Genomic DNA, 22,300 nt, shown 5'->3' on the forward strand with positions numbered 1-22,300 from the left:
TCGGCTCGTTGGACCGGTGCGTGGGGTCAGCGGGGCGCGGGGACCGGCAGCCCGGCGACCAGCTTGGCGACGATCTGCTCGGGGGTCGTGCGCTCCATCTGCGCCTGCGGGCCGACCAGCAGGCGGTGCGCCAGGACGGGCACGGCCAGGCTCTGGACGTCGTCGGGGACGACGTAGTGGCGGCCCTCCAGGGCGGCGTGGGCGCGGGCGGCCCGGACCAGGTGCAGGGTGGCCCGCGGGGAGGCGCCCAGGTCCAGCTCGGGGCTGGTCCGGGTGGAGTTGATCAGGTCCACGATGTAGCGGCGCATGCCGGGGGCCAGGTGGACCCCGCGCACCAGGTCGGCCAGGCGGCGGACGGTGCCCGCGTCGGTGACCGGGGCCAGGCCCTCCAGCGGCGAGTGGGAGCCGTGCGAGTCGATCATGTCGAGCTCGGCCTGGGGGGAGGGGTAGCCCACGGAGACACGGGCCATGAACCGGTCCCGCTGGGCCTCGGGCAGCGCGTAGGTGCCCTCCATGTCCGCCGGGTTCTGGGTGGCCACGACCATGAACGGCCGCTCCAGGGGGCGGGTGCGCCCGTCGACGCTGACCTGTCGCTCCTCCATGCACTCCAGCAGGGCGGCCTGGGTCTTGGGCGAGGCGCGGTTGATCTCGTCGCCCAGCACGATGTTGGCGAAGATCGGTCCGGGGTCGAACTCGAACTCGCGCCGCTCCTGGTGGTAGACGCTGACCCCGGTGATGTCGCCGGGCAGCAGGTCCGGGGTGAACTGGACGCGCTGCACGGAGCAGTCCACCGCCCGGCCCAGGGCCTTGGCCAGCATGGTCTTGCCGACGCCGGGGACGTCCTCGATGAGCAGGTGGCCTTCGGACAGCAGGACGGTCAGCGCGACGCGCAGTACCTCCGGCTTGCCCTCGATGACCGTTTCGATGGCGCCGCGGATGCGGTCGGCCACGGCGACGACCTCTCCCACGTCCGCCTGGACGCCGCCCCCGCGGCCGCCGTGGTGTGTGCCGAGTGACACGAGACCCCTCCCGCTGCGTGTGTCGGTGTTCGGAACCAAAGCTAGGGCCAATCAGAGCGATTGCAAACCAAAGTGCCGGAATCGGTCGTCGAATGCGGGCCAGTGCGACGAAAGTGGACTAAAGCGTGAGAATTGATCATCTGATCATTCGTGGCGTCCCGGGGAGGGCGAACGGGGCGGTGGTGAATAAGGGAGGGCGAAGCGGCCGCCGTGGCCTTCCCGGTGCCGCGCCGGCCCCCGCCCGGACCCCGGAGGGCGCGGCACGCCCGGGGTCCCGCCCGCCCCCCACCTGCACACCACCGCTGTGACCTGCGAATTCATTCGCCAATCCGCCATTGTGCCCGCATCGGAGCTGTTGACGGTGGGGAAGAGTGGAGTAAGGTGGAGCAGCGTGGAGAGGGCGAATTCTCCACATCGAGGGGAGGTCGGGAGTGTGTTCCTCGGCACCCACACGCCCCGCCTGGATCAGAAGGGGCGCCTGTTCCTTCCCGCGAAGTACCGCGACGAGCTGTCGGGGGGTGTGGTGATCACCAAGGGCCAGGAGCGCTGCCTCTACGTCTTCCCGGCCAAGGAGTTCGCGCGCATCACCGACTCCCTCGCCCAGGCCCCGGTCACCGACCGCACGGTCCGCGACTACAGCCGTGTCTTCTTCGCCGGCGCTTCCGACCAGACCTGCGACAGCCAGGGCCGGGTCACCGTTCCGGCCCCCTTGCGCGCCTACGCGGGGCTCACCCGCGACTGTGCCGTCATCGGGGCCAACACCCGGCTGGAGATCTGGGACGCCCGGTCCTGGTCGGAGTACGAGGCCGAACGCGAACGCGAGTTCGCGGACCTGGCGGAGGAGGTGCTGCCCGGGGTGCTGTGAGTCCGGACACCCCGGACCCGCGGCACCGGCGAGTCCACACCCTCGCAGTCGGGGTCCGGCGACGGCCTCCGAACGCGGTGACACGAGCTGGCGCGACTTCCCCGGTGCCAGACCGTCAACGCCGGTCCGCCGAAAGGTGGACAATAGCGGCCGTGTTCGGAGGCCCGCCGGAACCCGGTGAGGCCACGCCACACCGCGGAGCGCGACCGCAGGACCGGGCGCGACCGCGGCGGAACGAGGGGGAGCGCGACAGCGTGGAGGAACGGCACCGCATGGGGGACCACACCCGGGGACGCGGGAACGAGGGCGCGGACGGCGGGGGGACCGGCGACGACCGCGTCGCGGCCGCCCGCACGGGGGCCGACCCCCTGCACGTCCCGGTCATGCTCGACCGCATCGTGGACCTGCTGGCACCGGCACTGGACCGGCCCGGCGCCGTGTTCGTCGACGGCACCCTGGGCCTGGGCGGCCACTCCGAGGCGATCCTCGCGGCCTGCCCGAACGCCCGCCTGGTCGGCGTGGACCGCGACACCACCGCACTGGAGCGCAGCGCCGCCCGCCTGGCCCCCTACGCCGACCGCGTCCACCTGGTCCACGCGGTCTACTCCGAGATCCCCCGCGCCCTCGACGAGGCCGGGGCGGCCGGGGCCGACGCCGTCCTGCTCGACCTGGGCGTGTCCTCGCCCCAGCTCGACGAGACCGACCGCGGCTTCGCCTACGCCCACGACGCACCGCTGGACATGCGCATGGACCGCACCCAGCCGCTCACCGCCGCCGAGGTCGTCAACACCTACCCGGTCGCCGAGCTCACCCGCGTCCTGCGCACCTACGGCGAGGAGCGGTTCGCCTCCCGTGTCGCCCGCGCCATCGAGCGCCGCCGGGCCCAGGGCCCCATCGACTCCACCCGCGAACTCGCCGAGCTGGTGCGCGAGGCCATCCCGGCCGCCACCCGCCGCACCGGCGGGCACCCGGCCAAGCGCACCTTCCAGGGACTGCGCATCGAGGTCAACGCCGAGCTGTCCATCCTCGAACGCACCCTGCCCGCCGCCCTCTCCCGGCTGGCCGTCGGGGGGCGCATCGCCGTGCTGTCCTACCACTCGCTGGAGGACCGCCTCACCAAGAAGGCGTTCGCGGCCCTGGCCACCGACACCACACCCACCGACCTGCCCGTCCCCCTCCCGGACCGGCAGCCCGAGCTCCGGCTCCTCACCCGGGGGGCCGAACTCCCCACGGACGAAGAGAACGAACGCAACCCCCGCGCCCAGTCGGCCCGCCTACGGGCGGCCGAACGCGTGCGGCCCGCGCGGCAGTAGGGAGAACACATGACCACGACCAGGACGGACACCCGCCGCACCGGCGAGCGCAAGGCATCCGCGCCGCGGCGCGCCGCCGAGCGCCCGGCGTCCCCGGCCGTACGCGCGCCCGCGCGGGGCCCGGCCGCCGCGGCGCGCGCGCGTGCCCCCAGGATCCCGTTCGTCCTGCTCATCCTGTGCCTGCTCGGCGGCGCCCTGGTCAGCCTCCTGCTGCTGCGCGGCGTCATCGCCCAGGAGGCGTTCGCCATCTCCAGCCTCCAGACCCAGAACCGCGAGCTGTCCTACGAGGAGCAGAGCCTGCGGGGCTCCGTCGCCCACCTGGAGACCTCCGAGCGCATCGCCGAGGAGGCCGAGGGCATGGGCATGGAGCAGGGCGACGCGCCGCAGTTCCTGGACCCCGACAGCGGTGAGGTCACCGGGGGCACCGATTGAGCACTCCCCGACGCCCCCGTGACCCCCGCAGGCCCGGCGGCACCGGCAGGTCCGGATCCCGCCCGGCCCGCAGCACCTCCCAGAACGGCTCCCCGCGCGGCGCGCGGGGCTCCAAGGGCGAGGGCAGGTCCCCGCGCGAGGCGCGCACCGCGCCCACCGAGCGCAGACGCCGCCGCCCGGCATCGCCGCCCCCGCCCCCGCCGCTGCTGCGCCGCACCTTCCGGCGCGGCGCGCCGGGCAAGCGCATCAGGTTCGGCGGCGCCCTGGTCCTGGCGGTCCTCGTGCTGTTCGCCGGGCGCCTGATCCAGATCCAGGGCTTCGAGGCCGAGCAGTACGCCGAGGCCGCCGCCGAGCTGCGCCTACAGACCATGGACATCCCGACCCTGCGGGGGGCGATCACCGACGCCGACGGCGACCCGTTCGCGCTGTCCATGGAGGTGCGCACCGTCTTCGTCGACCCAGAGGAGGTCCGCGAGGACGAGCGCGACGAGCTCATCGACGAACTCGTGGCCCGCTTCGACCTCGACGAGGAGGAGGTCGCCGCCAAGGTCGACGCCAGGCCCAGCCGCTACCAGGTGGTCGCCCGCCAGGTGCCGCCCGACGACTGGCAGGAGCTGCGCGAGCTGGAACTGCGCGGCGTGGGCGCCGAGGTCGACTACCAGCGCGTCTACCCGGAGGAGACCGGCGCCGCCGACCTGGTCGGCTTCGTCGGCAGCGAGGGCCACGGCCTGGAGGGCCTGGAGGCCTACATGGACGGGGTGCTCGCCGGCGAGGCGGGCAAGCGCCAGGTCGAGGTCGGTGTGGACGGCACCCAGATCCCCATGGCGGGCGGCCTGGTCAGGGACCCCGTCCCGGGGCAGGACGTGCGCCTGACCCTGGACCGGGACGTGCAGTGGTACGTCGCCCAGACCCTGGCGGCCCGGGTGGAGGAGCTCGACGCCGACGGCGGCAGCGCCATCGTCATGATCCCCGACACCGGCGAGATCATCGCCATGGCCGACTACCCGACCTACTCGCCGAACGACATCTCCGCGGCCGACCCCGCACAGTGGATCAACGGCGCGGTCGCCGACACCTTCGAGCCGGGCAGCACCAACAAGGTCATCACCGTCGGGGCCGCCCTGGAGGAGGGCCTCACCACCCCGGAGACGGTCTACACCGTCCCCTACGCCCTCCGGTACTACGACCGGACCTTCCGCAACTCCAGCGACCACGGCACCCAGCGCCTCACGGTCAACGGCATCATGGCCCAGTCCAGCAACGTGGGCACCATCAAGATCGCCGACCAGGTCGGCGCCGGGGTCCTGCACCGCTACATGACCGAGTTCGGGCTCGGCCGGCCCACCGGCCTGGCCCTGCCCGGCGAGGAGACCGGCATCCTCACCGACCCCGAGGACTGGTGGGGCACCCAGCTGCCGTCGGTGTCCATCGGGCACAGCGTCACCGTCAACGCCGTCCAGATGGCGTCGGTGTACGCCACCGTCGCCAACGGCGGCGTCCGGGTGGAACCGAGCGTGGTCGCCGGGACCGTCGACACCGAGGGGGACTTCACCGCCGCCGACGAACCCGGGCGCACCCGGGTCATCAGCGAGGAGACCGCCGACAGCCTGGCGCTCATGCTGGAGGCCGTCACCAGCGACGAGGGCACCGCGCCCCAGGCCCGCATCGACGGCTACCGGGTGGCGGGCAAGACCGGTACCGCCAACCGGGTCGACCCCGAGACCGGCACCTACGCGCCCGACCACTACACCTCGACCTTCGCCGGGTTCGCCCCGGCCGACGCGCCGGAGATCGTCGTCCAGGTGGTGCTGCACAACCCGCAGGGCACCTACTACGGCGGCGAGGCGGCCGGCCCGGTGTTCAACGACATCATGTCGTTCGCGCTCAAGACCCTGAAGGTCCCGCCGACCGAGACCGACCCGCCCGCCATCCGCCTCTTCGAGGAGGAGGGCGGGGACTGACCGGGAACGGCGTTCAGGCGTCCCCGCCGTGCAGGTGCCGCCGCACCGACCGGACGTGCTCCGGTCCGGTGCGGCAGCACCCGCCCACCAGTACCGCCCCGGCCCGGTGCCACTCCACCGCGGCCGCGCCGAACTCCGCGGGCTCCGACACCCCCGTCCAGCGCTGCGCCCGGGCGTCCCACACCTCCCCCGAGTTGGGGTAGGCCACCGCCGGGAACCCGGCCGCCGCCACCGCCCGGACCAGGTCCGGCACGAACCGCGGCGCCGTGCAGTTCACCCCCACCGCCACCAGCGACCCCGCCGCCCCGGACGCCGCCAGTTCCGCGGCCAGCTCCCGCACCGGCGTGCCGTCGCCCAACCGCTCCCCGTCCCGGCAGGACAGGCTCAGCCACGCCCGCACCCCCGGCGTCTCGCCGATCAGCCGCGCCAGCGCACGCGCCTCCGCCGCCGACGGCACCGTCTCGCAGGCCATCAGGTCCGCCCCCGAGTCGGCCAGCACCCGCCACCGCTCCCGGTGCCAGGCGTACAGGCCGTCCTCGTCCAGGTCGTAGGCGCCGGTGTACTCCGAACCGTCCGCGAGCGCCGCACCGTAGGGCCCGACACCGGCCGCCACCAGCCCCGACCCGAACGCGTCGCGCTCGGCCAGGGCCAGCTCCACCGACCGGCGCACCAGACCCAGCGCCGCCGACCGCGACCACCCCCGGGCCACCAGCGCCGGAACGCTCGCCTGGTAGCCCGCCGCCGTCGCCACCTCCGCGCCCGCCGCGAAGTAGGCTCGGTGCACCCGCCGGATCGCGTCGGGGTCCTCGGCCAGCAGCCGCGCCGACCACAGTCCGCCCGACAGGTCGTACCCGTACTCCTCCAACAGCGTCGCCGACCCGCCGTCCAGCACCACCGGCCGTCCCCCGGCCACCGCCTGCGCCACCCGGTCCACCCGCCTCACCCCCTCCCACCACGGTATTGGCGCGGGACGGGATCGGCCCCGCACCAGCGTGGAAATTACCGGCCGCTCCGCTCCAACGGTTACCCTCCACACGTGCCACCGGTAATGCGACCTGAACACACGCCACTGCGTCCCCTGTCCGCCCTCGTGCCGCTGCTCGGCCCGGACGCCGTCCTGCTGCGCCCGGACCTGGCCCCGGACCACCCGGTCCCGGCCCGCGAGGTCCAAGTGCGGGGTATCACCCACGACTCCCGGCAGGCGGGCCCCGGCGACCTGTACGCGGCCCTGCCCGGAACCCGGGTCCACGGCGCCGAGTTCGCCGACCAGGTCGCCCTGGCGGGGGCCGCCGCCGTCCTCACCGACCCCGAGGGCGCCGACCGGGCCGCGGCCACGGGCCTGCCCACCCTCGTCGTCCCCGACGTGCGCGCAGCCCTGGGCACCGTCGCCTCCTGGATCTTCAAGGACCCCTCCGGCGACCTGCTGCTCATCGGCACCACCGGCACCAGCGGCAAGACCACCGTCTCCTACCTGCTGGAGTCGGGTCTGCGCCGGGCCGGGATGGGCACCGGCCTCATCGGCACCGTCGAGATGCGGGTGGGCGACGAGCGCGTCGCCTCCTCCCTCACCACTCCTGAGGCCACCGACCTGCACGGCCTGTTCGCCCTCATGCGCGAACAGGGCGTCACCGGCGCCGCCATGGAGGTCTCCAGCCACGCCCTGGCCCTGGGCCGGGTCGGCGGCGCCCGCTTCGACGTCGCGATCTTCACCAACCTGTCCCAGGACCACCTGGACTTCCACAGCGACCTGCGCGACTACTTCGAGACCAAGGCGCGCCTGTTCACCCCCGAGTACTGCGACATCGCCGTCGTCAACGCCGACGACCGCTTCGGCCGCGCCCTCGTGGACATGGTGCAGGGCGAGGGCAAGGTGCCCGTCACCACCTTCGGCGTGCAGGGGTGCTCCGACGCCGACCCCGAGACCGCCCTGACCGCGGACTGGAAGGCCGTCGACGTGCGCCTGGGCGCCGTCGGCAGCACCTTCCGCATCGTCGGCCCCGGCGGCATGGAGGCGCAGGCCTCCGTCGGCCTGCCCGGACCCTTCAACGTCTCCAACGCCATGGCCGCCATCGTCGGCCTGGTCGAGGCCGGACTGCCCCTGGAGACCGCCATCGAGGGCGTCGCCGCCGCCCCCGGGGTCCCCGGCCGCATGGAGAAGGTCGTCGCCCGCGAGGTCCCCTCCTCCTTCCAGGACTTCACCGCCCTGGTCGACTACTCCCACAAACCCGGCGCCGTCGAGGCCGTCCTGTCCTCGGTCCGCTCCATCACCGAGGGCGGCGTCACCGTCGTCCTGGGCTGCGGCGGCGACCGCGACCGCGCCAAGCGCCCCCTCATGGGGGAGGCCGCGGCCCGCCTCGCCGACCAGGTCGTCATCACCAACGACAACCCGCGCTCGGAGGACCCCGTCGCCATCGCCACCGCGATGCTGGAGGGCGTCGCCCGCGTCCCCGAGGACGAGCGCGCACGCGTCACCGTCGAACTCGACCGTGCCGACGCCATCCGCCTGGCCGTTTCCCGCGCCCGGGCGGGCGACGTCATCGTCGTCGCGGGCAAGGGCCACGAGACCGGCCAGTACGTCAAGGGCGAGGTCCTGCCCTTCGACGACCGCGAGGTCCTGCGCGCCGCCATCGAGGAGCACCTGTCCGTGAACGTTCGCGAACGCCTGGGCGTCGCCCTGTTGGACGTCCACAAGCCCACCGACGGCGGCTGAGGCGGCACCGGCGCACCCGCCCCGTGCGCTTGGCGCACGGGGCGCGGCCCAGGGTCACGAAGTGGCGGATATTGCCGAGCACAGGCCCTGCCGGGACCCCGGACGGCCCAACATGTTCTAAGGTGGGTGCGGCAATCGCAGCCCGAACACCCGCCGCCCACCGGTGGCGCCATGGACGTGGTCGCCCCCGTCACCACCGCGATGGGACATGGCGTGGCACCGTGTGCGCGCCCGCCCGCGGTGCCATCCCCCGACCCGAGTCCCTTGGCCGGGTGGCCTCCCGTCATCCCGTGGTCGCCGCGGGTCGGGCCTGACCTGAGGAGTGGATTTGATCGCGCTCACGCTCGATCGGATCGCCGAGATCACCGGAACCGCCCTCGGCGGACCCGCCAGCCCCGACACCACCGTCGACGGCCCCGTCGTCGTCGACTCGCGGCTGGTGGAACCCGGCTCCCTGTTCGTCGCCCTGAGCGGCGAGCGGGTCGACGGGCACGACTACGCGCGGGCCGCGGTCGAGGCGGGGGCGGTCGCCGCCCTGGTCTCCCGCCCCGTCGACGCGCCCCACCTGCTGGTGCGGGGCGGTGACGACGCGGTCGTCGAGGCACTGGCCCGGCTCGCCCGGTACACCGCCGACACCCTCGCCGCCCCCGCCCGCGGCGCCGACGCCGCCGAGATCATCGGGGTCACCGGCTCCTCCGGCAAGACCACCACCAAGGACCTCATCGCCCAGGTCGTCGGGCGCCTGGGCGCCACCGTCGCGCCCGCCGGCTCGTTCAACAACGAGATCGGCCACCCCCTCACCGTGCTGCGCGCCGACACCGGCACCCGCCACCTGGTGCTGGAGGTCGCCGCCCGCGGCATCGGCCACATCGCCCACCTGTGCCGCGTCGCCCCGCCCCGCATCGGAGTCGTCCTCAACGTCGGCAGCGCCCACATGGGCGAGTTCGGCGACCGGGACGCCATCGCCAAGGCGAAGGGCGAACTGGTCGAGGCGCTGCCCGCGGCCGCGGGCGGCCGCGGCGGTGTGGCGATCCTCAACGCCGACGACCCCAAGGTGAAGGCCATGGCCGCGCGCACCGCCGCGCGCACCGTGTTCTACGGCACCGGCGAGGACGCCGACGTGCGTGCCACCGACGTCGTCATCGGCGCCGACGGCGCCGCCTCCTTCACCCTGCACGCGGACGGCGCGACGGCCCCGGTGGAACTCGCCCTGGTCGGCTCCCACCAGGTCCACAACGCGCTGGCGACCGCCGCCGTCGCCCGCGAACTCGGCATGGACGTTCCCGGTATCGCCGCCGCCCTGGGCGCGGCCACCCCGGTCAGCCGCTGGCGGATGGAGGTCACCGAGCACGACGGTGTCACCCTCGTCAACGACGCCTACAACGCCAACCCCGAGTCCATGCGGGCCGCACTGACCACCCTGGGCGCCCTCGCCCGGGGCCGCCGATCCATCGCCGTCCTGGGCCACATGGCCGAACTCGGCGACGGGGGACGCATCGAACACGAGAAGATCGGCGAACTCGCCGCCGCTACCGGGGTGGCCCACCTGATCGTGGTCGGCGATCAGGCCGAAGGGATCGCGGCCGGAGCCGAGCGCACCGGCCGAGAGGGCCTGTGGGCGGGCGAGACCGTCCGGGTCGCGGACGCCGCGGCGGCCGCCACGGCCCTGCGCGCACGGATGCGCGCGGGAGACGTCGTCATTGTGAAGGGATCACGGGTGGCAGCACTCGAAAAGGTTATCGACCTCATCGCCGAAGGTGATGCCCGGTGATCGGCATCTCCATTGCGGCGGCGCTGTCGCTGATCGTCTCCATGGCGCTGATGCCGCCGCTGATCAAGCTTCTGTACCGCTTCAAGTTCGGCCAGGAGGTCCGCGACGACGGACCCGAGGGCCACAAGACCAAGCAGGGCACGCCCACCATGGGCGGCATCGTCATCATCCTCGGCGCGGTGATCGGCTACTTCGGCTCCCACCTGGTGCTGGCGCTGGTGCAGCCCTCCGCCACCGGGCCCACCGCCTCCGGCCTGCTGGTGATGTTCCTGTTCGTCGGCATGGGCTGTGTCGGCTTCCTGGACGACTTCATCAAGATCTACAAGCGCCGCAGCCTGGGCCTGCGCAGCGGCGCCAAGATGGTCGGCCAGGCCGTGGTCGGCGTCGGCTTCGCCTACGGCGTCACCATGTTCCCCAACGGCTACGGCTACACCCCCGCCGCCCCCAGCCTGTCCTTCCTCCGGGACTTCGGCCCCCCGCTGATGATCGGCCTGTTCGTCATCTGGGCGCTGTTCCTCATCGTCGGCTTCTCCAACGCCGTCAACCTCACCGACGGCCTCGACGGCCTGGCCACCGGCGCCACCATCCTGTCGCTGGTCGCCTACGTGATCATCGGCAACTGGCAGCTGCGCCAGTCCTGCGTGTCCTACCTGTCGAGCAACTGCTACACGGTCCGCGACCCCCTGGACCTGGCCGTCGTCGCCTCGGCGGTGCTCGGCTCCTGCATCGCCTTCCTCTGGTTCAACGCCCCGCCCGCCAAGGTCTTCATGGGCGACACCGGCTCCCTGGCGCTGGGCGGCCTCATCGTGGGCCTGGCCATCACCACCCGCACCCAGCTCCTGCTGCTGCTCATCGGCGGCCTGTTCGTCATCATCACCATGTCCGTGATGATCCAGATCACGTCGTTCCGCCTCACCGGCAAGCGCGTGTTCCGCATGGCGCCGTTGCAGCACCACTTCGAACTCAAGGGCTGGGCCGAACCGACCATCGTCATCCGCTTCTGGATCATCCAGGGGCTGTTCGTGGCGGTCGCCATCGGCCTGTTCTACCTCGAATGGATGCCGAGGTAACCCCGGATGTCCCACCACTCCACCACCGCCACCCCCTTCGCCGGCCTGCGGGTCTGCGTCGCGGGCCTGGGCGTCTCCGGGCCGCCGGTGGTCCGGCTCCTGCTGGAGCACGGGGCCCGCGTCACCGTGGTCGACGGGCGTGACGACGACACCGTCCGCCCGGTGGCGGCCGAACTCTCCGCGGCCGGGGCCGAGGTCGTCCTGGGCGGCACCCCGCTGCCCGCGGAGTGCGACCTCGTCGTCACCTCGCCCGGCTGGCGCCCCGACTCGCCTCTCCTGGTCGCCGCCGCCGAGGCGGGCGTCGAGGTCATCGGCGACGTCGAACTGGCCTGGCGGATCAAACCCGCCGACCAGCTGTGGCTGGCGGTCACCGGCACCAACGGCAAGACCACCACGGTGCGCATGCTGGAGGCGATGCTGCGGGCCGACGGGCGCGACGCGCTCGCCGTCGGCAACGTCGGCACCCCCGTGATCGACGCGGTCCGCCCCGACGCGGACGGCCACCACCCCCGGGTGCTGGCCGTGGAGCTGTCCAGCTTCCAGCTGCACTGGTCCTGGAGCCTGCGCCCGTACGCCGCGGCCGTCCTCAACGTGGCCCCCGACCACCTGGACTGGCACGGCGGCCTGGAACCCTACGCCCGGGCCAAGGGCTCGGTGTTCGCCCCCGGCACCATCCGGGTCGTCAACCTCGCCGACCCCTGGTCGGTGCGCCTGGCCGAGGAGGACGGGGACCCGCACACCCCGCTGGTCGGTTTCGGGACGAAGACCCCGCGCCCGGGTGAACTCGGCGTGGTCGAGGACCTGCTGGTGGACCGGGCCTTCGTCGACGACCCGGCGTCCAGCGCCGAGGAACTGGCCACCCTGGCCGACGTGCGGCCGCCCGCCCCGCACAACGTCGCCAACGCCCTGGCCGCGGCCGCGCTGGCCCGCTCCATCGGGGTCGCCCCCGCCTCCGTCAAGGCCGGACTGGCGGCGTTCGCCCCCGAACCGCACCGGATCGCCCACGTGGCCACGGTGTCCGGGGTCGACTACGTCGACGACTCCAAGGCCACCAACCCGCACGCCGCCGCCGCGTCCCTGGGCGCCTACGACACGGTGGTGTGGATCGCCGGCGGCCTGCTCAAGGGCGCCGACGTGGACGATTTGGTGGCCGCGGCCGCCGGCCGGCTGCGCGGCGCGGTGCTCATCGGCGCCGACCGCGCCCGGCTGCGCGAGGCCCTGGACGAGCACGCACCCGACCTCCCGGTCGTGGAGATCGAGGGGCCGGCCCCCGGCGCGCCCGAGGGGCACACCGTCATGGACGCGGTCGTCGCCGCCGCGGCGGACCTGGCCCGGGAGGGCGACACCGTCCTGCTGGCCCCGGCCGCGGCGTCCATGGACATGTTCGCCAACTACCCCGAACGCGGACGCCTGTTCGCCGAAGCCGTCCACCGACTGCGCTGATCGACCCGGTCGCCGCCCCTGCGTGATCGTACGCGCACGGGCGGTGATCGGTGTGTGCGGTGCCACCCCCTTCCGCACCGAAGATGGCCAACACGCGGGAAATGTCCACGGTTCCCGCCCCGCCGTTCGCCACTATTGAGGCGCGCAGGTGCGGAGGGTGGGTGCGGATGGCGACGACGACGATCCCCGGGGTGGCCCGAACCCGGGGGACGACGGTGACCGAGGGGCGCGAGCGTGCCCTGTGGCGGGACTGGGTCGGGGCGCTGGACCGGCCCCTGACCTCCTACTACCTGATCCTGGGCACGGCGGTGCTGCTCATCGCCCTGGGCCTGGTGATGGTGCTCTCCTCCACGATGGTCAAGTCCATCAGCGAGACCGGGTCCTCCTTCTCCCTCTTCCAGAAGCAGCTGGTGTCGGCCGCCATCGGCCTGCCCCTGATGATCCTCGCCTCCCACCTGCCCCAGCAGGCGTTCCGGCTGGTCGGCTACCCCGCCATGATCGTCTCGGCCGCGCTCCTGCTCCTCACCGTCTTCCAGGGCGTGGAGGTCAACGGCGCCACCCGCTGGCTCGACATCGGCGGCCTGCGCGTGCAGCCCTCCGAGCCGGCCAAGCTCGCCTTCGTCCTGTGGGGCGCCGGCATCCTGGCCCGCAAGGACGAGCTCAACGAGCTCACCGAATGGCGGCACCTGCTCTTCCCGCTGCTGCCCGGCTGCGGCCTGCTCGTCCTGCTCGTGCTGCTCGGCTCCAACCTGTCCACCGCCCTGGTGTTCCTCGTCACCTTCCTCGGGCTGCTGTGGGTCATCGGCGCACCCGGCAAGCTTTTCGTCGCCATGTTCGGCCTCGTCCTGGGGCTGGCCGTCATCGCCATCGCCATCGAGCCCTACCGGATGGCCCGCGTCACCGCGCTGTTCGACCCCACCGCCGACCCGCTGGGCGACAACATGCAGTCGCTGCACGGGCTCTACGCCCTGGGCACCGGCGGCATCTTCGGCGTCGGCATCGGCGCCAGCCGCGAGAAGTGGGGCTTCCTGCCCTTCGCCGAATCCGACTTCGTGTTCGCCATCATCGGCGAGGAGTTCGGCCTCATCGGCACCCTGCTCCTCCTGACGCTCTTCGGCGTCCTGGGCTACGCCGGGCTGCGCGTGGCCTCCCGGGTCAAGGAACCCTTCCCCCGCCTGGCCGCCTTCGCCATCGTGACCTGGATCATGGGCCAGACCATGATCAACATCGGCGCCGTCATCGGGCTGCTCCCCGTGACCGGCGTTCCGCTGCCCCTGGTGTCGTACGGGGGTTCGTCGCTGATCACCACCATGGTCGCCCTGGGCGTCCTGCTGTCCCTGGCCAAGGCCGAGCCCCAGGCGCAGCGGGCCCTGGCGGCCCGGGGTCCCGGTCGGGTGCAAAGGGCTCTAAGCTGGCTGGGCCTGGAGAACACCACCACGGCCGCCGGCCGCGGGGGCACCACGTCCTCCGGGCGCGCCGCCACGGTGCGGAGCCCGCGCACGCCGGCTCCGCGGGGCGGCAGGACCAAGCCCACGAACGACAGCGGACCGATCCCGTCCGGGGACCGGTCGAGGAGGAATCGGCGACGATGAGGGTAGCCCTTGCCGGAGGCGGCACGGCCGGGCATATCGAGCCCGCGCTCTCCCTTGCGGACGCGCTGCGGCGCATCGATCCCAACACGGAGATCCTCTGCCTGGGCACCGAGCGGGGACTGGAGACCCGCCTCGTGCCCATGCGCGGATACGAACTGGGCCTGATCCCGGCCGTCCCCCTGCCCCGCAGGCTCACGCCGCAGCTGCTCAGCGTCCCCGGCAAGCTCGCCGGGGCCCTCAGTGCAGCGGGCGACCACCTGGACCGGCTCCAGGCCGACGTCATCGTCGGCTTCGGCGGCTACGTCGCCACCCCCGGCTACCTGGCGGCCCGGCGGCGGCGCGTGCCCATCGTCGTCCACGAGGCCAACCCCCTGCCCGGGCTGGCCAACCGCCTGGGCGCGCGGCTGACCCCCCACGTCTTCACCGGGCACCCCCACACCCAGATCCGCAACGGCCGGTTCGTCGGCATCCCCCTGCGACAGCAGATCACCACCCTGGACCGGCTGGCCATGGGAGACAAGGCCCGCACCTACTTCGGCCTGCGCCCGGACCTGCCCACCCTGCTGATCTTCGGCGGCTCCCAGGGCGCCCAGCGCATCAACGAGACCGCCTTCGCCGCCCGTGACGCCTTCCGCGACCAAGGCGTCCAGGTCCTGCACGTCGTCGGCCCCAAGAACGCCGACGAGCCCCAGGACCTCACCCAGGACGGCATCCCCTACGTCGCCGTCCCCTACGTCGACCGCATGGACATGGCCTACGCCGCCGCCGACGTGGCCATGTGCCGTTCCGGTGCGCTGACCTGCGCCGAGCTCACCGCCGTCGGCCTGCCCGGCGCGTTCGTGCCGCTGGCCATCGGCAACGGCGAGCAGGCCCTCAACGCCGAACCCGTCGTCCAGGCGGGCGGCGGCCTCATGGTGAACAACGCCGACGTCTCCGTCGAGTGGATCACCGGCACGCTCATCCCGCTGCTCACCGACACCGACCGCGTCGTCGCCATGTCCGAGGCCGCGGCCCGCATGGGCCGCCGCGACGCCGACATGGAACTGGCCCGCGAGGTCATGGCCATCGCCCGCGGCGACCGGCCCGACCAGGACCTGCCCGTCGCCGACGACGGCGACGACGACGCCTACTACGACGACGGGAAGGACGACCGATGAGCCTGGTGCGACCGACCGACCCCGTCCCCATCGACAAGCTGGGACGCACCCACTTCATCGGCCTGGGCGGCGCCGGCATGTCCGGTATCGCCCGGGTGCTGCTCCAGTCCGGCGTCGAGGTCTCGGGCAGCGACGCCCGCGACAGCGACACCCTGCGCGAGCTGGAGGAGATGGGCGCCCGCGCCCACGTCGGCCACGCCGCCGAGCACCTCGGCGACGCCGAGACCGTCGTCGTCTCCTCCGCCGTCCGGGAGGACAACCCCGAACTCGCCGAGGCCCGGCGCCGGGGCCTGCGCATCCTGCCCCGGGCCGCCGCCCTGGGCGCCCTGCTGCTGGGCCGCGAGGGCGTCGCCATCGCCGGGACCCACGGCAAGACCACCACCACCTCGATGGTCACCGTCGTCCTCCAGCACCTGGGCGTCGACCCCGGCTACGTCATCGGCGGCAAACTGGTCACCACCGGCCTGGGCGCCGACGCCGGCATCGGCGGCCCCATCGCCGTGGAGGCCGACGAGAGCGACGGCTCCTTCCTCATGCTCTCCCCGAAGATCGCCGTGGTCACCAACGTCGAGGCCGACCACCTGGACAACTACAGCGGTATCGAGGAGATCCACGCCAACTTCGACGCGTTCGTCGACCGCGTGGAGCGCACCCTCATCGTCGGCATCGACGACGAGGGCGCCCGCCGGGTCGCCCGGACCGCGCGCGAGCGCGGCAGGAAGGTCCTCACCTACGGCGAGGACCCCGAGGCCGACTACCGGATCACCCGCATCCGCCCCCGCGGGTTCACCACCGAGTTCACCCTCGCCACCGCCGAAGGCGAGATCGAGGGCACCGTCGCGGTCCCTGGCCGCCACAACGTGCTCAACGCCGCCGCCGCGGTCGCCGTCGCCGACGAGCTCGGCCACGACCTGGAGGTCGCGGTCGAGGGCATCGCCGACTTCGGCGGCGCCGCCCGCCGGTTCGAGCCCAAGGGCGCGGCCGGCGGCGTGGGCGTCTACGACAGCTACGCCCACCACCCCACCGAGCTGGACGCCGACCTGCGCGCCACCCGCGGCGCCCTGGAATCGTTCGCCGAAGAGGCGCGCGAGGCCGGGGAGGAGCAGGCACCGGGCCGCATCATCGCCGTCTTCCAGCCCCACCTGTTCAGCCGCACCCGGATCTTCGCCGAGGAGTTCGGGGCCGCCCTCACCCTGGCCGACGAGGTCGTGGTGCTGGAGATCTACGCCGCCCGCGAAGACCCCGAACCCGGGGTCACCGCCGAACTGATCACCTCCGAGGTGGGCCACGACCGGGTGCACTACGTCCCCGGGCGCGCCGACGCCGTCCGCCTGGCCGCCGAACTGGCGCGCCCGGGAGACATCGTCCTGACGATGGGCGCCGGCGACGTCACCGAGCTGGGCCCGCTCATCGTGGACCGGCTCGCCGAGGCCGCCGACGTGGAGGAAGTGGCCGAATCCCTCGGCCGCGTCGGCGGACGGGACCGGGACTGACGTCGGAGGACACGGGTGAGGGCAGACCACGACGGACCGGACGGCGGCACCGGGGCCGGTACCGGGACCGCGGAGCCACCCGCCGCCGCGGCGGCACGTGAACGGTCCGACCCCTGGAAGGTCGCCTTCGTGGCCCTCCTGGTGGTCGCCCTCGTCTGCGTCGTCATCTGGATACTCCTGGGCTCGCGCCTGCTCGTGGTGCGGGAGGTCGCCGTGACCGGACTGGACCGGGTGGGCCGCGAAGAGGTCGTCGCCGCCGTCGACGTCCCCACCGGGACCCCCCTCATCCGGGTGGACCTGGGGGCGGGCGCCGACCGCGTCGGCGACCTCGCCCTGGTGGAGTCGGCCACGGTCAGCCGCGGCTGGCCCGCGACCCTGCGGGTCGAGGTCGTCGAACGGCGCCCCCTGCTCGCGGTGCGGGTGGGGGAGGAGTACCGGCTGGTCGACCGTGACGGCGTCCGCATCGAGGACTCCCCGACCCGGCCCGGCACCCATCCGCTGGTCCGGGTCACCGGCGAGATCGAGGGCAGCGACGCGGTCCGGGCGGCCGCGGCCATCGTCGAGACCGCCCCCGACTCGCTGCTGGCCCGCATCCGGCTCATCGACGCCACCGACACCGACGCCATCCGGATCGAGATCACCGAGGGCGCCGTCATCGAGTGGGGGACCGCCGAGGACACCGGTGACAAGAGCGACATTCTGCGCGTGCTGATGCGCGAGCACCCCCCCGGGGACGGCACCGTGTACGACCTCTCCACTCCCGACCTGGCCATCGTCCGGTGAAGCGGCGGTCAGGCCGTCGGAAAGGACGGCAAAGCCGGGCGAAGCCGGACCGGAGGCTGCTTTCGGAGGGCCGACGGGCCCCAGGGGAGCGGTCACGGGCACGACGCGGGGACATTCCAGACGCGACGCGCCGAGTCAGCACATCGCTTCCTCGTGTTATACGACGTTAGGCTGAAGCCGTCATCGGTTGCCGGTGGTGGGCGGTCGGCTTACTGTCGAGAGTCACGACCACCGTCAACAAAGTACAGAACACGCTTTTCGGGGTACGCGGGAACCGTATTTCTCCCGCCGAGCCAGAGGGAGGCGCCGAGCCGCCCCGGATCGGCACCCCACGGTTCACGCGGCCCCGGGTCCCCCGCCCCGGCGTCCCAGGACGCCCCGTCGGAGAACCCGAAACGCACACTGTAGAACCGGAGCCGGACCCACCGGCCCGGCGGTCACCACCGCCGGACACGGGCGGGAACGGCGTATGCGAGCGGAAAGGCCCCTCGTCGTGGCAGCACCGCAGAACTACCTCGCGGTCATCAAAGTCGTCGGTATCGGCGGCGGCGGTGTCAACGCCGTCAACCGAATGATCGAAGAGGGGCTCAAGGGCGTCGAGTTCATCGCGATCAATACCGATGCCCAGGCGCTGCTGATGAGTGACGCCGACGTCAAGCTGGACGTCGGCCGTGAACTCACCCGCGGCCTGGGAGCCGGAGCCAACCCCGACGTCGGCCGCAAGGCCGCCGAGGACCACCGGGAGGAGATCGAGGAGGTCCTCAAGGGGGCCGACATGGTCTTCGTCACCGCCGGGGAGGGCGGTGGCACCGGTACCGGCGGCGCACCCGTGGTCGCCAACATCGCCCGATCCCTGGGGGCCCTCACCATCGGTGTGGTCACCCGCCCCTTCGGTTTCGAGGGCAAGCGGCGCGCCACCCAGGCCGAGTCGGGGATAGCGATGCTCCGTGAGGAGGTCGACACACTCATCGTGATCCCCAACGACCGGCTGCTCTCCATCTCCGACCGGCAGGTCAGTGTCCTGGACGCCTTCAAGGCGGCCGACCAGGTGCTGCTCTCCGGTGTCCAGGGCATCACCGACCTGATCACCACGCCCGGCCTCATCAACCTGGACTTCGCCGACGTCAAGTCGGTCATGTCCGGTGCCGGGTCCGCGCTCATGGGCATCGGCTCGGCGCGCGGCGACGACCGGGCGGTGGCCGCCGCGGAGATGGCCATCTCGTCCCCGCTGCTGGAGGCCAGCATCGACGGCGCCCACGGCGTCCTGCTGTCCATCCAGGGCGGATCGGACCTGGGACTGTTCGAGATCAACGAGGCGGCCCAGCTCGTCTCCAACTCGGCGGCCCCCGAGGCCAACATCATCTTCGGCGCCGTCATCGACGACGCCCTGGGCGACGAGGTCCGGGTGACCGTCATCGCCGCGGGCTTCGACGAGCCCGAGGTCACCGGGCCCACGCTGCACCGGCGCGAGCCGGTGGACCCTCCTAAGGCCGTCGCCCCCACTGCGGGCGCCGCGACCGGCGGACCGGGGGCGTCCACGACCCCCGCCGCGGACGCGAGCGGGGCGTCGGCCGAGAAACTGCCGTGGCTCGGCGGCCGGCACAGCGCCGAGCCGGCCCGTACGCAGCAGACCCCGCCGCCGGCCCACTGGGACCCGGCCCCGGCGGCCCCCGCGGCCCCGGCCGAGCCCGAGCCGGTCGCCGCGACCGAGCCCGAGCCGCAGCCGGAGCCGCAGGCCCCGGACCACGACCGGTTCGCCGAGGCCGACCCGGCCGAGCCCGAGCCGGCCCCGGTCCGGGAGGAGCCCGCCGAGGAGCCCCGGCCCGTCCAGGTGGTCTCGGAGTCGGTCGCCGAACGGCGCGCCGACGTTCCCACGCCCCGGCGCCGGGTCGTGTTCGAGGAGCCGGACGACCTGGACATCCCCGACTTCCTGAAGTAGCGCGCACCGGCACCCCGGTACCATCGACGTGTCAGCGGCCCCGACCCGGGTGGGCGGGGCCGTCGCCGCTCCGGGGGTCCGGCGCCCACCGCGCCGTCCCGACCGGGCCGAGGGAAGGACAGCGGTCACAGGGATGGGCATCATCGTCGACCTCGGGCACGGGGTCCGTGCCGCCGTCACCGAACGCCACGGCGGGACCAGCTCCCCGCCCTATGACTCGCTCAACATGGGCCTGGGCTCGGGGGACGACCGGGAGGCGGTCCTGGCCAACCGGCGCATCGCCGCACGGAACCTCGGTTTCGACGCCGACCGCGTCGTCTGGATGAACCAGGTGCACAGCGCCGACGTCCTGGTCGCCGACGCCCCCGGCGGGGCCGGGACCTGCGACGGCGTCGTCACCACCACCCCCGGCCTGGTCCTGGCCTCCCTGTCCGCCGACTGCCTGCCCGTCCTGGCCGCCGACGGCGAACGCGGCGTCCTGGGCGCCGCCCACTCCGGCCGCCTGGGCACCGCGCACGGCGTGGCCGGGAACCTCATCGCGGCCATGGCCGACCGCGGCGCCCGCCCCGAGAGCACCACCGTTCTCCTGGGCCCCGCCATCTGCGGCAAGTGCTACGAGGTCCCGGCCGAACTCCGGGACGAGACCGCCCGCGACACCCCCGAGGCCGCCTCCACCACCCGGCAGGGCACCCCCGGGGTGGACATGGTCGCCGCCGTCACCGCCCAGCTGCGCCGCGCCGGGGTCACCGACATCCGGGCCGACGGCCGCTGCACCCTGGAGACACCCGAACTGTTCTCGCACCGGGGCGGCGCCCCCACCGGACGGTTCGCGTCGTTCATCTGGCACGAACAGGACTGAACCGGTCCGGACCGCACGGACCGGCGCCACCGAGAGATGGATGAGGACGACGTGTCACACGACCCGGCCCGCGTCGAGCGGATCAAGGAGAACCTCGCGGCGGCCCGCGCCCGCATCGAGGCGGCCTGCCACAAGGCCGACCGGGACCCCGCGGAGGTGTCCCTGATCGCGGTCACCAAGACCCGCCCCGCCGAGGACGTGCGCATCCTGGCCTCCCTGGGACTGTCCGACGTGGGGGAGAACCGCGACCAGGAGGCCGCGCCCAAGGCCGCCGCCACCGCGGACCTCGATCTGACCTGGCACTTCATCGGCCAGTTGCAGACCAACAAGGCCAAGTCGGTGGCCGCCTACGCCGACGTCGTCCACTCGGTGGACCGGGCCAGGCTGGCCCGCGCGCTGGGCGACCGGGCCGCGGCCGCCGAACGCCGCCTCACCTGCCTGGTCCAGGTCAACCTCGACGACGACTCGCAGGCGGGTGTGCTGGGTCCGCGCGGCGGGGTCGATCCCGCCGACGCGGTGGAGCTGGCCGCCCGGATCGACGGGCACGAGGCGCTCGAACTCGGCGGTGTGATGGCCGTGGCACCCCGGGAGGGTGATCCTTATGCGGCTTTCGGTCGTCTTTATGAGGTCGCGTGTCTCATTCGTGATCGTTATCCTCGGGCCACGATGGTCTCCGCGGGTATGAGCGGGGACCTGGAGGCCGCGATCGAACGTGGCGCGACACACCTTCGGCTCGGTGCGGCGTTGCTCGGCGATCGCGGACCGATCGTGGGGTAATGTCCCCACATAGACCTTGGAACCCGTCTGTGGAGTTCGCCCGAAAGGGCGGCGCACCCCGTTGCACTAGGGAAGACGGGGCGGTACGGAGGAGTCGGCTGCGGTGCAGGCCGCGGGGACGACGGAGGACATGAGATGGCCGGCGCGATGCGCAAGATGGCGGTCTACCTCGGCCTCGTGGAGGACGACCGTTACGATCACCGTTATGCGGACGAATATGATGAGTTCGACGATTTCGACGAGGGCGTGGAGGAGCACCGCGAAAGCGGCGCCGACTCCCCGCGCGGCGAGGGAACACGGGGCGAGGACGTGAACGACACCGGCGACCACTCGGGCACGGGTGAACGGCGCGGTGGCACGACCACGACCTCTGCCTCCACCGCCGACCTCGCGAGGATCACCACGCTCCATCCGCGCACGTACAACGAGGCGCGTACGATCGGAGAGCACTTCCGGGAGGGTACGCCGGTGATCATGAACCTGACCGAGATGGTCGACAGCGACGCCAAGCGTCTGGTCGACTTCGCGGCTGGTCTGATCTTCGGTCTGCATGGCAGTATCGAACGCGTGACCAACAAGGTGTTCCTACTGTCCCCGGCCAACGTCGAGGTGACCGCGGAAGACAAGGCGCGGATCGCTGAGCGAGGGTTCTTCAATCAGAGCTAGACCATCAGATTTGTCCAGAGATTGGGTCGATTAGACCGTGAGTATCGTCCTGTCCGTGCTGGTCATCGCGTTGCGGTTGTACGTTTTCGTGCTGCTCGCGCGTGTCGTGCTGGAGATGGTGCAGTCCTTCTCCAGGGACTGGCGCCCCTCGGGGTTCCTGCTCGTGATCGCCGAGATCGTGTACACGCTCACCGACCCACCGCTGCGTTTCCTGCGCAGGTTCATCAAGCCCGTCCGGCTCGGCAGCATCGCGCTCGACCTGAGCGTCCTGGTGCTGTTCCTGGGCTTGTCGATCGCTGCGAGCCTTCTGGGAAGCCTGGCGCTCTCGGTCGCCTAGAGCAAGGGACGGGGGCGAAAAAAGTCGCCCCCGATTCCGTTATGTGGTCTTGGTCATGATCCGGATTGCCGTAAGGTCACGATCAGGTAGCGTCCCTACGGATGGACTCCAAG

At 72.8% G+C, this 22,300-nt stretch carries 19 protein-coding genes; 17 read left to right on the forward strand and 2 right to left on the reverse strand.

The window, feature by feature from the left end:
* Nucleotides 1-26: 26 nt before the first annotated feature.
* Nucleotides 27-1,019, reverse strand: a complete 993-nt coding sequence (locus QJS33_RS16670) for a MoxR family ATPase (protein ID WP_306368908.1) — start codon at nt 1,017-1,019, stop codon at nt 27-29.
* A 433-nt stretch (nt 1,020-1,452) separates the two neighbouring features.
* On the opposite strand from QJS33_RS16670, the gene mraZ reads away from it, so the two are divergent.
* From mraZ to QJS33_RS16690, 4 genes are all read left to right on the forward strand, one after another.
* The gene (gene mraZ, locus QJS33_RS16675) at nt 1,453-1,884 is read left to right on the forward strand and encodes a division/cell wall cluster transcriptional repressor MraZ (protein ID WP_306368909.1); all 432 of its coding nucleotides are present in this window, start codon (nt 1,453-1,455) and stop codon (nt 1,882-1,884) included.
* Between the two features lie 272 nt (nt 1,885-2,156).
* Complete coding sequence (rsmH, locus tag QJS33_RS16680; RefSeq protein WP_306368910.1) at nt 2,157-3,197, forward strand: 16S rRNA (cytosine(1402)-N(4))-methyltransferase RsmH; 1,041 nt, start codon at nt 2,157-2,159, stop codon at nt 3,195-3,197.
* 9 nt (nt 3,198-3,206) lie between these two features.
* On the forward strand, nt 3,207-3,629 hold the full coding sequence (locus QJS33_RS16685; RefSeq protein ID WP_306368911.1) for a hypothetical protein: 423 nt from the start codon (nt 3,207-3,209) through the stop codon (nt 3,627-3,629).
* Nucleotides 3,626-5,590, forward strand: a complete 1,965-nt coding sequence (locus tag QJS33_RS16690) for a penicillin-binding protein 2 (protein WP_306368912.1) — start codon at nt 3,626-3,628, stop codon at nt 5,588-5,590. The genes QJS33_RS16685 and QJS33_RS16690 overlap by 4 nt, the downstream gene beginning before the upstream one ends.
* Before the next feature lie 13 nt (nt 5,591-5,603).
* On the opposite strand, the gene mmuM is transcribed toward QJS33_RS16690, so the two are convergent.
* Nucleotides 5,604-6,533 carry a homocysteine S-methyltransferase gene (mmuM, locus tag QJS33_RS16695; protein ID WP_306368913.1) on the reverse strand — a complete coding sequence of 310 codons (930 nt, stop codon included), beginning with the start codon at nt 6,531-6,533 and terminating at the stop codon, nt 5,604-5,606.
* Nucleotides 6,534-6,638: 105 nt separating this feature from the next.
* On the opposite strand from mmuM, the gene QJS33_RS16700 reads away from it, so the two are divergent.
* The 13 genes from QJS33_RS16700 to QJS33_RS16760 all read left to right on the forward strand — a co-directional run bounded on the left by QJS33_RS16700 (nt 6,639) and on the right by QJS33_RS16760 (nt 22,187).
* Nucleotides 6,639-8,300, forward strand: a complete 1,662-nt coding sequence (locus tag QJS33_RS16700; protein ID WP_306368914.1) for a UDP-N-acetylmuramoyl-L-alanyl-D-glutamate--2,6-diaminopimelate ligase — start codon at nt 6,639-6,641, stop codon at nt 8,298-8,300.
* Nucleotides 8,301-8,628: 328 nt separating this feature from the next.
* On the forward strand, nt 8,629-10,071 hold the full coding sequence (gene murF / locus QJS33_RS16705) for a UDP-N-acetylmuramoyl-tripeptide--D-alanyl-D-alanine ligase (RefSeq protein WP_306368915.1): 1,443 nt from the start codon (nt 8,629-8,631) through the stop codon (nt 10,069-10,071).
* On the forward strand, nt 10,068-11,141 hold the full coding sequence (mraY, locus tag QJS33_RS16710; RefSeq protein WP_220562504.1) for a phospho-N-acetylmuramoyl-pentapeptide-transferase: 1,074 nt from the start codon (nt 10,068-10,070) through the stop codon (nt 11,139-11,141). The genes murF and mraY overlap by 4 nt, the downstream gene beginning before the upstream one ends.
* A gap of 6 nt (nt 11,142-11,147) precedes the next feature.
* Nucleotides 11,148-12,584: a UDP-N-acetylmuramoyl-L-alanine--D-glutamate ligase gene (gene murD, locus QJS33_RS16715; protein WP_306368916.1), complete on the forward strand. Its 1,437-nt coding sequence runs from the start codon at nt 11,148-11,150 to the stop codon at nt 12,582-12,584.
* Between the two features lie 167 nt (nt 12,585-12,751).
* Complete coding sequence (gene ftsW, locus QJS33_RS16720) at nt 12,752-14,176, forward strand: putative lipid II flippase FtsW (RefSeq protein WP_306368917.1); 1,425 nt, start codon at nt 12,752-12,754, stop codon at nt 14,174-14,176.
* On the forward strand, nt 14,173-15,333 hold the full coding sequence (murG, locus tag QJS33_RS16725; protein WP_306368918.1) for an undecaprenyldiphospho-muramoylpentapeptide beta-N-acetylglucosaminyltransferase: 1,161 nt from the start codon (nt 14,173-14,175) through the stop codon (nt 15,331-15,333). Before ftsW ends, murG begins: the two co-directional genes overlap by 4 nt.
* A complete protein-coding gene (murC, locus tag QJS33_RS16730; RefSeq protein ID WP_306368919.1) occupies nt 15,330-16,826 on the forward strand; it encodes a UDP-N-acetylmuramate--L-alanine ligase in 1,497 nt (498 codons plus the stop codon). The genes murG and murC overlap by 4 nt, the downstream gene beginning before the upstream one ends.
* Nucleotides 16,827-16,841: 15 nt before the next feature.
* Nucleotides 16,842-17,609 carry a cell division protein FtsQ/DivIB gene (locus QJS33_RS16735; protein WP_306368920.1) on the forward strand — a complete coding sequence of 256 codons (768 nt, stop codon included), beginning with the start codon at nt 16,842-16,844 and terminating at the stop codon, nt 17,607-17,609.
* A 493-nt stretch (nt 17,610-18,102) separates the two neighbouring features.
* Nucleotides 18,103-19,548: a cell division protein FtsZ gene (gene ftsZ, locus QJS33_RS16740; protein WP_306368921.1), complete on the forward strand. Its 1,446-nt coding sequence runs from the start codon at nt 18,103-18,105 to the stop codon at nt 19,546-19,548.
* A 133-nt stretch (nt 19,549-19,681) separates the two neighbouring features.
* Nucleotides 19,682-20,407 carry a peptidoglycan editing factor PgeF gene (pgeF, locus tag QJS33_RS16745; RefSeq protein ID WP_306368922.1) on the forward strand — a complete coding sequence of 242 codons (726 nt, stop codon included), beginning with the start codon at nt 19,682-19,684 and terminating at the stop codon, nt 20,405-20,407.
* Between the two features lie 51 nt (nt 20,408-20,458).
* Complete coding sequence (locus tag QJS33_RS16750) at nt 20,459-21,184, forward strand: YggS family pyridoxal phosphate-dependent enzyme (RefSeq protein WP_306368923.1); 726 nt, start codon at nt 20,459-20,461, stop codon at nt 21,182-21,184.
* A 135-nt stretch (nt 21,185-21,319) separates the two neighbouring features.
* On the forward strand, nt 21,320-21,850 hold the full coding sequence (locus tag QJS33_RS16755) for a cell division protein SepF (RefSeq protein WP_306368924.1): 531 nt from the start codon (nt 21,320-21,322) through the stop codon (nt 21,848-21,850).
* Between the two features lie 37 nt (nt 21,851-21,887).
* Nucleotides 21,888-22,187 carry a YggT family protein gene (locus tag QJS33_RS16760; RefSeq protein ID WP_220562495.1) on the forward strand — a complete coding sequence of 100 codons (300 nt, stop codon included), beginning with the start codon at nt 21,888-21,890 and terminating at the stop codon, nt 22,185-22,187.
* Nucleotides 22,188-22,300: the final 113 nt, after the last annotated feature.

The organism is Nocardiopsis sp. CC223A (genome assembly GCF_030766825.1).
Classification (GTDB): domain Bacteria; phylum Actinomycetota; class Actinomycetes; order Streptosporangiales; family Streptosporangiaceae; genus Nocardiopsis.

Coding starts and splice junctions, on each gene's coding strand:
- murG (WP_306368918.1), top strand. CDS start 14,173: ATGAGGGTAGCCCTTGCCGGAGGCGGCACGGCCGGGCATATCGAGCCC.
- ftsW (WP_306368917.1), top strand. CDS start 12,752: ATGGCGACGACGACGATCCCCGGGGTGGCCCGAACCCGGGGGACGACG.
- QJS33_RS16685 (WP_306368911.1), top strand. CDS start 3,207: ATGACCACGACCAGGACGGACACCCGCCGCACCGGCGAGCGCAAGGCA.
- pgeF (WP_306368922.1), top strand. CDS start 19,682: ATGGGCATCATCGTCGACCTCGGGCACGGGGTCCGTGCCGCCGTCACC.
- murD (WP_306368916.1), top strand. CDS start 11,148: ATGTCCCACCACTCCACCACCGCCACCCCCTTCGCCGGCCTGCGGGTC.
- rsmH (WP_306368910.1), top strand. CDS start 2,157: ATGGGGGACCACACCCGGGGACGCGGGAACGAGGGCGCGGACGGCGGG.
- murC (WP_306368919.1), top strand. CDS start 15,330: ATGAGCCTGGTGCGACCGACCGACCCCGTCCCCATCGACAAGCTGGGA.
- QJS33_RS16755 (WP_306368924.1), top strand. CDS start 21,320: ATGGCCGGCGCGATGCGCAAGATGGCGGTCTACCTCGGCCTCGTGGAG.
- QJS33_RS16700 (WP_306368914.1), top strand. CDS start 6,639: ATGCGACCTGAACACACGCCACTGCGTCCCCTGTCCGCCCTCGTGCCG.